Source organism: Clostridium sp. (assembly GCF_016650095.1).
In the GTDB taxonomy this organism is placed as follows: Bacteria; Bacillota; Clostridia; order Clostridiales; family Clostridiaceae; genus Clostridium_AD.
In genome coordinates, this window is record NZ_JAENWL010000117.1 from 1 (window position 1) to 9,271 (window position 9,271).

General features: G+C 31.0%; 10 protein-coding genes and 1 pseudogene. 9 read left to right on the forward strand and 2 right to left on the reverse strand.

What is annotated here, in order from left to right; all coding sequences use genetic code 11:
• The 8 genes from JJE11_RS08765 to JJE11_RS08800 form a co-directional block, all read left to right on the forward strand.
• A partial coding sequence (locus tag JJE11_RS08765; protein ID WP_291634642.1) for an ArsA-related P-loop ATPase occupies positions 1-710 on the forward strand: 710 nt, incomplete at its 5' end.
• On the forward strand, positions 711-842 hold the full coding sequence (locus tag JJE11_RS08770) for a hypothetical protein (RefSeq protein WP_291634644.1): 132 nt from the start codon (positions 711-713) through the stop codon (positions 840-842). It begins immediately after the preceding gene.
• A 44-nt stretch (positions 843-886) separates the two neighbouring features.
• Entirely contained in the window at positions 887-2,053 is a 1,167-nt protein-coding gene (locus tag JJE11_RS08775; protein WP_291634646.1) for an ArsA family ATPase, read from the forward strand.
• 54 nt (positions 2,054-2,107) lie between these two features.
• Positions 2,108-2,752: a DsbA family oxidoreductase gene (locus JJE11_RS08780; protein WP_291634648.1), complete on the forward strand. Its 645-nt coding sequence runs from the start codon at positions 2,108-2,110 to the stop codon at positions 2,750-2,752.
• 50 nt (positions 2,753-2,802) lie between these two features.
• Positions 2,803-3,462, forward strand: a complete 660-nt coding sequence (locus tag JJE11_RS08785) for a YaaA family protein (protein ID WP_291634655.1) — start codon at positions 2,803-2,805, stop codon at positions 3,460-3,462.
• Between the two features lie 236 nt (positions 3,463-3,698).
• On the forward strand, positions 3,699-4,034 hold the full coding sequence (locus JJE11_RS08790) for a hypothetical protein (RefSeq protein ID WP_291634657.1): 336 nt from the start codon (positions 3,699-3,701) through the stop codon (positions 4,032-4,034).
• Positions 4,035-4,137: 103 nt separating this feature from the next.
• A complete protein-coding gene (locus JJE11_RS08795; RefSeq protein WP_291634659.1) occupies positions 4,138-4,800 on the forward strand; it encodes an FAD-dependent oxidoreductase in 663 nt (220 codons plus the stop codon).
• A 134-nt stretch (positions 4,801-4,934) separates the two neighbouring features.
• Positions 4,935-6,056, forward strand: coding sequence for an aminotransferase class I/II-fold pyridoxal phosphate-dependent enzyme (locus tag JJE11_RS08800; protein WP_291634661.1), 1,122 nt, complete (start codon positions 4,935-4,937; stop codon positions 6,054-6,056).
• Between the two features lie 113 nt (positions 6,057-6,169).
• On the opposite strand, the gene JJE11_RS08805 is transcribed toward JJE11_RS08800, so the two are convergent.
• Both JJE11_RS08805 and JJE11_RS08810 read right to left on the reverse strand, forming a co-directional pair.
• The gene (locus tag JJE11_RS08805; RefSeq protein WP_291634663.1) at positions 6,170-6,796 is read right to left on the reverse strand and encodes a flavodoxin family protein; all 627 of its coding nucleotides are present in this window, start codon (positions 6,794-6,796) and stop codon (positions 6,170-6,172) included.
• Positions 6,797-6,986: 190 nt separating this feature from the next.
• The gene (locus JJE11_RS08810) at positions 6,987-8,348 is read right to left on the reverse strand and encodes an amino acid permease (RefSeq protein ID WP_291634665.1); all 1,362 of its coding nucleotides are present in this window, start codon (positions 8,346-8,348) and stop codon (positions 6,987-6,989) included.
• 233 nt (positions 8,349-8,581) lie between these two features.
• Between JJE11_RS08810 and JJE11_RS08815 the strand changes: the two are divergent.
• Positions 8,582-9,271 (forward strand): annotated as a pseudogene (locus JJE11_RS08815) (oligoendopeptidase F); the annotation flags it as partial.

Here is a 9,271-nt window from a genome sequence, read left to right on the forward strand (position 1 = left end):
TATTTCCTATTGGAAGACTTGCAATGAAGGTACTAAGACCTATAGCTAAGATAGCTTTTAAAATAGAAATGCCTGATAAACAAGCTATGAATGACATTGAGAAACTTTATATAATGCTAACAGAACTTCAAAACCTATTGAAAGACAGAGAGGTTTGTAGTATAAGACTTGTTACAATTCCAGAAAAGATGATTATTGAAGAAACCAAGAGAAATTTTATGTATTTAAATCTTTATAATTTTAATGTAGATGCTATATATATCAATAGAATAATACCAAATGATATTGATAATAACTTTTTTGATGAATGGAAATGTATTCAAAAAAAGTATATGGAAGAAATAGACTCAGTATTTTTTAATTTGCCTAGGTTTAAAATTAAATGGTATGAGGTTGATATTTATGGAATCTCCGGACTAGAACGAATAGTTAAGGACTCACTGGATGTTAAGGATATATTAAAGGTTCAAAAAATAACCTTTAGTGATAAATTTGAAAAGGTAGACAAAGGTTATAAGCTTCAAGTATATGTGCCTTTTGGTGACAAAAAAGATTTGGAGTTATATGAAACTGGATCTGATATATCTATTAAAATAGGGAATTTCAAGAGGAACATTCCTTGTCCGAGTTCTCTTCTAAAGTACTCAATTAGTAAAGCTGACTTTAATGAGAATTACTTATCTATTTATTTTGAGGAGAAGGTGGATTAAATGAATAAAGAAATAATAAAAAAAATTATAAAAATTGAAAAACTCAAATATGAAATTATAAACGAACCTTTACAAAAGGATGAAGAAGAGATAGTGAAAGAGGTTAAAAAGGTCAAGGTTAACTTTCTTTAATACAATTGCAGCAATTTATAATATAGTGGAAGGAAGGGATTAAAATGAGAATTATTTTATATACAGGTAAAGGTGGAGTAGGAAAAACTAGTGTTGCATCAGCAACAGCATGCTGCATTGCAAAGAGTGGAAAAAAGGTGCTCATAATGAGTACTGATCAAGCTCATAGTCTTGGGGATGCCTTCGGTGTAAAGCTATCTAATACTCCAATTAGAATTGCAGAAAATTTAGAAGCTCTTGAGGTTGATGTTCTTATTGAAAATGAAGGTATTTGGGGAAATATTAAAGGATATATAGAAAAATTGATGTTGCTCAAAAATGAAAAAAGTATAGCAGTTGAAGAATTATTGGTTTTTCCAGGTTTTGAAGATCTGATTTCCTTGCTTAAAATTAAACAGATTAATGATGAAAATAATTATGAGGTATTAATAGTTGATTGTGCTCCTACTGGAGAAACTATGTCACTTTTAAAGTTCCCAGAGCTTTTTAAGTGGTGGATGGAGAAATTTTTTCCTATGAAAAGGAAGGCTGCTAAAATAGTAAGACCAATAATTGATTTTACTATAAAGATTCCACTTCCAGATGAGACAACTTTTGATGAAATTGAAAGCATTTATAATAAAATTGATGAGCTCCATAAATTAATGCTTGAGAAAGATAAGGTAAGCCTTAGAATAGTTACTACCCCCGAAAAAATTGTTATTAAAGAGGCTAAAAGAAATTTTTCTTATTTACATCTCTATGATTTTAATGTAGACGCAATAATTGTTAATAAAATAATTTCTGAAGAAGGAGGAAAAGGATATTTCGAAATGTGGATGAAACTTCAAAGTGAAAACCTTAAGGAGATAAGTGAAAGTTTCAGCCCAGTACCAATCTTTAAAACTGAACTAATGCATAGCGAGGTTAAAGATTATACAACTTTATTAAATATGGGGGAGACTATGTTTAAAGAAGTCTCTGCGGAAAAAGTGCTTTTTAAAGATAAAATATTTGAGGTTGAAAAATCAAGTACAGATGAGAGCTATTATTTAAATATAAATATGCCTTTTGTTGATAAAAATGAGTTGAATTTACTGCAAAATGGGGATGAAATAAGTATATCTATTAAAAATGAAAAAAGAAATTTTACAATTCCACAAAAATTACATTCAAAAGATATTATTAAAGCTAATTATGAGGATGGAAAACTAAGGATACAATTTCGTTAGGAATATGTGCTACACTTAGTATTTTAATATGGTATTTTACGAGGAGGAATAGTAATGAAAATAGAAGTCTGGTCCGATTTTGTGTGTCCATTTTGTTATATAGGTAAAAGGAGATTAGAAATTGCTTTAGAAAAATTTGAACATAAGGATGAGGTTGAAGTAGTTTTTAAAAGCTATGAGCTTGATCCGTTATCTAAAAAGAAATTTGATGGAAATATTCATGAGTATATAGCAAAAAAATATGGCATACCTGTAGAACAAGCCAAAGCATCAAATAATCAACTAGTGGCGGAGGCTAAAGTTATAGGCCTTAACTATAATTTTGATGATTTAATCAGAACAAATACATTTGATGCTCACAGAGTAGTACATTATGCAAAATCAGAGGGTAAGATGAATGAGTTATCAGAAAGAATTTTTAAGGCGTATTTTGTAGATTCTTTAAATATATCTGATTATAAAGTATTGGCAAGTCTTGCTTATGAAGTTGGTCTTAATAGCGATAAAGCATTAAGTATTTTGGAATCAGATCAGTATGGTAAAGAAGTAAGAAAAGATGAAGAAACTGCTTCGAAACTCGGAATCGGCGGTGTTCCTTACTTTGTGATTAATAATAAATATTCGGTATCAGGTGCACAACCACCTGAATTATTTTTAGAGGCACTTGAGAAAGCAAGAGAAGAAGAATATAAGTTATAGTATTAATGGGAAAATACATTATGATATAATTATGCCGAGGTGAGTTACGAATGATTACCATATTATCGCCAGCGAAAACTTTAAAAATGGAAAAGGCGCTTAATACTAATTTATATACACAGCCTATATTTATTAACGAGGCTAGTGCCTTAATTAAAGAACTTATAAAATACTCTCCACCAGAAATGGAAGGATTAATGAAAGTAAATAGTAAACTTGCGGAGCAGAATTTCATGAGGCATATTATGTGGGAAAAAGAGCATGATTTATCAAATGGTAAACAGGCTTTATTAGCATATGATGGTGCTGTATATCAAGGAATAAGTGCAGAAAATTTAAGTCAGCATCAGTTAGCTTTTGCTGATGAACATCTAAGAATATTTTCAGGCTTATATGGTATATTGAGACCGCTTGATTTAATCCAACCTTATAGGTTAGAAATGGGAACTAAGATGAAAAATAGGAGAGGCAATAATTTATATAACTTTTGGAATCGTAAGCTGACTACCTATCTCAAAAGAGAGATACAAAGGCAAAACGATAATATACTAATAGATTTAGCATCAAAGGAATATTCTACAGTGATAGATATTAGTAAACTCAATGTGGAAGTAATAACACCAGTAGTAAACTCAATCGTTCCTCATTCGCAAATACCCCTGGGGTGTTTATTTTTACATTCATGTAAAAATAAGCTATTGATAAAATAGGTAATCGTCAGCTATATATCGAAAAAAAGTTACAGTATTATACACTGCTCGAAAAAAAGAACTTAAAGTATTGCAAATCCTTAAAGGGAATACAAACCAATCTAAATAAATGTACTATATCTGAACAACCAGAGAAGTATTATTTTATTCATATATATAATTATTCTTATGATTATGCAGATAAAATTGGAGATGTTGCAAAGGTATGGTTAGAATACTTTCCATTTGTAGATTTTATGGTTGAACTTTCAAAGGAGGCAGTTATAGAGAGAGCTAACAAGAATGAGTATAAATGGGGATTTTCAGTTAATAAAGAATATGCCAAGGCATTTGATTTACCTATAAATGATAAGGTTAAAGGCGTGGATTCTAAAAAATGTGTTTACACAGTTATATGTGCAGGAGAAAAAGGTAGTTTTTCTTTACAATTACTTAATAATGCAATGGATTACATTGAAAAAAATAATTTAAAATTATGTGGGGATGTTACAGGAAACTTATTGTGTAGAGTTCATGAAACAGAAGGATTATCTAGATATATTGAGTTATGGCTGCCAGTAAAAAAAATGTGAAATACATATCAAAATATTCTTGACTCTGTAGGTACTACAGGACTTAAGATGTGACTATAGCAAATATAAGTTATATCTTAAATAAATATATGGAGGCAGGAATATGTTTAAAAAATTATTCTCATCAATGAATATTAGTGGATGTACTATACCAAACAGGTTAGTTGTAACAGCAATGGTAGCAAACTATTGTAATACAGATGGTACTGCAACAGATAAGTATATTGCTTATCATGAAGCAAAAGCAAAAGGTGGTTTAGAAGCAGCTAGAGCAGCAACGCTAAAAGGTCATAAGGTAGACTTATATGAAAGAAGAGACTTTTTAGGAGGACAGTTTAAAGCAGCAGCTTATCCACCAGCTAAGGGAGAATTAGCTACTTATGTATCATGGATAAGTGAAGAATTAGAAAAATTAGGTGTTAATGTACATTTAAATTATGAAGTAACAGAAGAAATGATAAGGGAGCAAAATGCAGATTACATTATTGTTGCAACTGGTGGGAATCCGATAATTCCAAGAATTAAAGGCGTTGACAAAGGTCATGTATGTACAGCAGAAGATATGCTTTTAGGAAAAGTACAGCCAGGAGAAAAGATTGTAGTTGCAGGTGGTGGTGAAGTTGGTGGTGAAACAGCAGCACATCTAGCAATGCAAGAAAGAGCTGTTACTATTGTAGAATTGCAGCCAGACATATTAAATGAGTTGGATGGAATGAGTACAATTCAATTAAAGAATATTCTAAACTATGGTAAAATATATAAATAGATTGAAATGGAAGGAAAGGTGTTTATGGGTTTACTATTCTCAATAGTTATTGCTTTTTCGACAAAAGCATGATAACTCTATAAGAATATCATAGTATAAATATATAAATAAACATATAAGGTGAGGCGAATATAATGAAAATTAACGATTTTAAATTAGAACTTTATTTTGGCGAACATGAATTTACAGCCCCATATTTACTAACTCAATCTGATTGCCAGTCATTGTCTGTAAAGGAATTATTGGCATATGAACCAGGCTCTGAAGAGACATTTCTAAATAGCTTTTTAGGATACACTGAAGTAACTGGTGATCCAGAATTAAGAAAATTAATATCGAATTTATATCAAAACATAAGTGAGGAAGAAGTTGTTGTCCATGCTGGTGCTCAAGAGGCGATATTCAATTTTCTTAATGTATGCTTAGATAAGGGAGATCACATTATTACCGAATTTCCTACATATCAGTCCTTATATGAAGTGGCAAATGCTATTGGTTGTGAAGTGTCTAAATGGAACCTTAAACAAGAAGATGAAGGTTGGAGTATAGACATTGACGAACTTGAAAAATTAATTAAACCAAATACAAAAGCAATCATTTTAAATAGCCCTAATAACCCTACTGGTTATACTTTTACCAAGGAGGAAATTAAAAAAATTGCAGCCATTGCCCGTAGTTACGATATTTATATATTTTGTGATGAAGTATATAAAGGGGTTGAACTTGATGGCGTAATGAGTCCTCGTTTTGCAGATGTTTACGATAAAGCTGTATCCCTTGGGGTTTTATCAAAGGCCTATGGTCTTGCTGGTCTTAGAATTGGATGGATTGCAACGAGGAATAAAGAAATTATAGAGAAAATGATTAAGATGAAACACTATACTACTATTTGTAGCAGCAGCACCTCTGAGCAACTAGCTATAGTAGCTTTAAAACATGGTGATGAGATATTAGAGCGTAATCGTAAAATTATTGAAGAAAATCTCAATATAGCAGATATCTTTTTTGCAAAGTACTCAAAGCTATTTAAGTATAATAGACAGATGGTAGGTCCAATTGCATTCCATAAAATGAATATTGATTTTCCAATCGATAAGTTTTGTGATGAAATGGTAGAAGAAAAAGGCGTTTTATTACTGCCTGCAAAGGTTTATGATTATGATGGACAATATTTCAGAATGGGTTATGGGCGTAAAGATTTTGCAGCTAATTTAAAAGTCTTTGAAGAATATTTGGCTGAGAAAAATTTAATCTAAGAGTAATATTATGTTACAGCAATATTTTGATTTCAGTTAAAGGGTATGAAAACGCAAAAATCTCTAAGCGTAATATCTTAGAGATTTTTAGTTTATAATCATGGGAGAGAGAATTAACGTATAAAATTAGTTCCAATTCTAGGTTCTTCTTCGGGTAATGTAATTCCGGATTTTTTACCTGCGTTTATGCAATTTAAAAGCCAAGACATGTTTTTGCCTAAGGTTCTCATTGTTTGCATTCCTTCTAAATCTTGTTTAACTTCATCAGGGGTATTTCCGTGAACCATATTCCAGTATTGAGAAGATACTACAGGCATATTTGAAATAGTAAAGTATTTGTTTAATTGTTCAAATGCTGCAGTGGAACCAGCACGACGGCAGCTTACTATTGCAGCACCAGGTTTATATTGAAAACCATCTCCAGCAAAGAAAAATCTATCTAAAAAAGAAGTCATTTGACCAGATGCACTTGCGTAATGCACAGGAGATCCAAAAATAAAACCATCTGCTTCTTTAGCTTTTTCTAAACCAATATTTACAGTATCATCATTAAATACACATTTGTGAGAATCATCTTTAAAACAACCACCACAGGCCATACAACCACGAATAGGTTTAGTTCCAATATGAAAAATTTCAGTTTCAATATTTGCTTTCTCTAGTTCTTTTGCTACTTCACATAAGGCAGTATAAGTACATCCGTTAACGTTTGGACTACCATTAATAAGTAATACCTTCATTTAAGTACCTCGCTTTAATTATATATTTGTTATATTAATATGTAACAAGATTTACACATATTTATGTATATGTCATTTTAAATCAATGACATCATTTTAGAATATAAGTATTATTAATACAAGTACGCACTTTTTTATCATATAGTATCTAAAAGATTACTACTAACATCTTTTAATTAGATATTAACCCCTAATTAAAAGATGTTTTTTTTGAGAACAAGACGCCAACAGCCATTATAATTGCAAAGATAACTAGATATGCAACAACTGCTATTCCATGAGAAAAACAAGCAGCAATTATCATGAATACACATCCTACTAATGAAATAGTAGGCATTATAAATCTTTTAAATGAGCTTAAATCTTTTTCTTTTTTCATCATCATAATAAAAATAGGAATATATAATGCATAAATAGTAACTATAGGTAATTCTGATGAATCAAAACTAAAGAATCCAAACCAACTGTTTGAAGGGTCTGTTAAGTTAGCGCCATAGAAGTATAATAACCATATAGCACAGAGAAGTAATCCTAGTATAGATGAATTTGTTGGCATATTAGTCTCACTATCTATTTGTTTAAATATTTTTGCTTTTGGTCCAAAACCTCTTGCTGCTAATGAATAAATACCACGAGTGCATCCAAGCATTAATCCGTTTAGTGTTCCGAGACAAGAAATAACAATAAATACAAATACTACAGTGCCTCCTGTAGAGGAGAATATTTTTTGGAATGCCAATTTAGCTCCAGCTTCTCCGCCTTTCATCATAACTTCATTTGATACAGCTCCAGCTAGTCCTATATAGTAAAGAATATAAACAGCCATAATTATAAAAGTTCCCCCAACAAGAGCAAGTGGAAGATTTTTCTTTGCATCAATTAATTCAGCATTGATACTTGTAGCAATAATCCAACCCTCATATGCAAAGGCTGTCGCAACAACTGCTGTAAATAATGCATTCGAAGTATTTACTTTTTCTACGACTGTTGTAAAATTAGTCATAGTCATACCACTATGGATACCAACGATTGTCCCAATTACAGCCATTAAAATAAGCGGAATGAGTTTTATAATAGTTGTACTAACTTGAAATTTACCAGCTAAAACTGGTGATAATGAGTTTATTGTGTAACTACCTATCAAAAATAGGCATGCAATAGTCATACACTCTCCACCTGTAATTGGGAATCCCAATAATACACAGGCATATCTAGCTGAAACCCATGCTAATACTGCTGTCAATGTTGGGTAGTAGATTGTTGCCATAAACCAGCCAACGTAATAACCGTATTTCTCACCCATAGCAGCTTCTGCATAATCTACTATACCATTTACTTTCTCGTATTTAGTTGCCATTACTGCAAAAGTATAGGCACAAGAAATCATAATAATACCGCCAATAACCCAAGCCAAAATACCTAGTGAAAGATTTCCCCCAGTTGCAGTTAATACTTTTTCTGCCTTGAAAAAGACGCCACTACCAATAACGATGCCGACAACCATTGCTATTGCAGTAATTAGCCCGAACTTTTTTTCTAATTTTGTTTCCATAATTGAACAATTCCTTTCGTAAGCTACAATTCTTAGCAAATTTATTATATCATTATACTTTACAACTTTATTAGGATAAAATCAATATTATTTATTGAAAATAAACGAAAGATACTCTGTAGAGGTCTCTTTAAAGGAATTAATAAGTCTGACCTAGAATACAATATGTAATACATTTTATGTATATTAATAATTTTAAAGTAACATCGAACTAAATAAGGAGGATTTACAATATGAAAACGGCCTTAATAGAAAGAAAGGATGTAGACAAGTCGCTTACTTGGGATTTATCTTCACTATATCAATCAGAGAAGCGGTATAATTTAGCTTTAAAAGGGTTAGAAGAACTTACGATAGAAATAGAAAAAAACTATAAAGAAAATTTGAATAACGCTAGTATTATAAATGATTGTTTGGATAAAATGAGACTTATAATGGAAAGTGAAGATCTTATTTCAACTTATGTAAGTCTTGAAGTTTCTACAGATCAATCTAATGTAGAAAATCAAGCTAGATATATGAAATCTATAAACGTATTATCGAATATTGATAGTAGGCTAAGCTTTGTAGTAAGCGAAATTAATGAAGCCCCTGATAAAATAATAGATGAAGCAATTAAAGAATCAAAAGAAAACGGCCATTATTTAAGTGAGATAAAAAGATTTAAAAAACATTCATTACATCCAGAAGTAGAAAGGGTATTATCCGCTTTATCAGGAACACTAGAGTCTGCTTATAGCACATATGATACAACTAAATTAAGTGATATGGATTTTGAAAATTTCATTGTAGATGGCACTGAATATCCTCTTAGTTTTGTACTTTTTGAAGATGAATGGGAGTATGAGACTGATACTAAAATTAGAAGAGCAGCTTTTGAAGCCTTTTCTTTAAAACTCGGAGAATATAAAAATACAATAGCA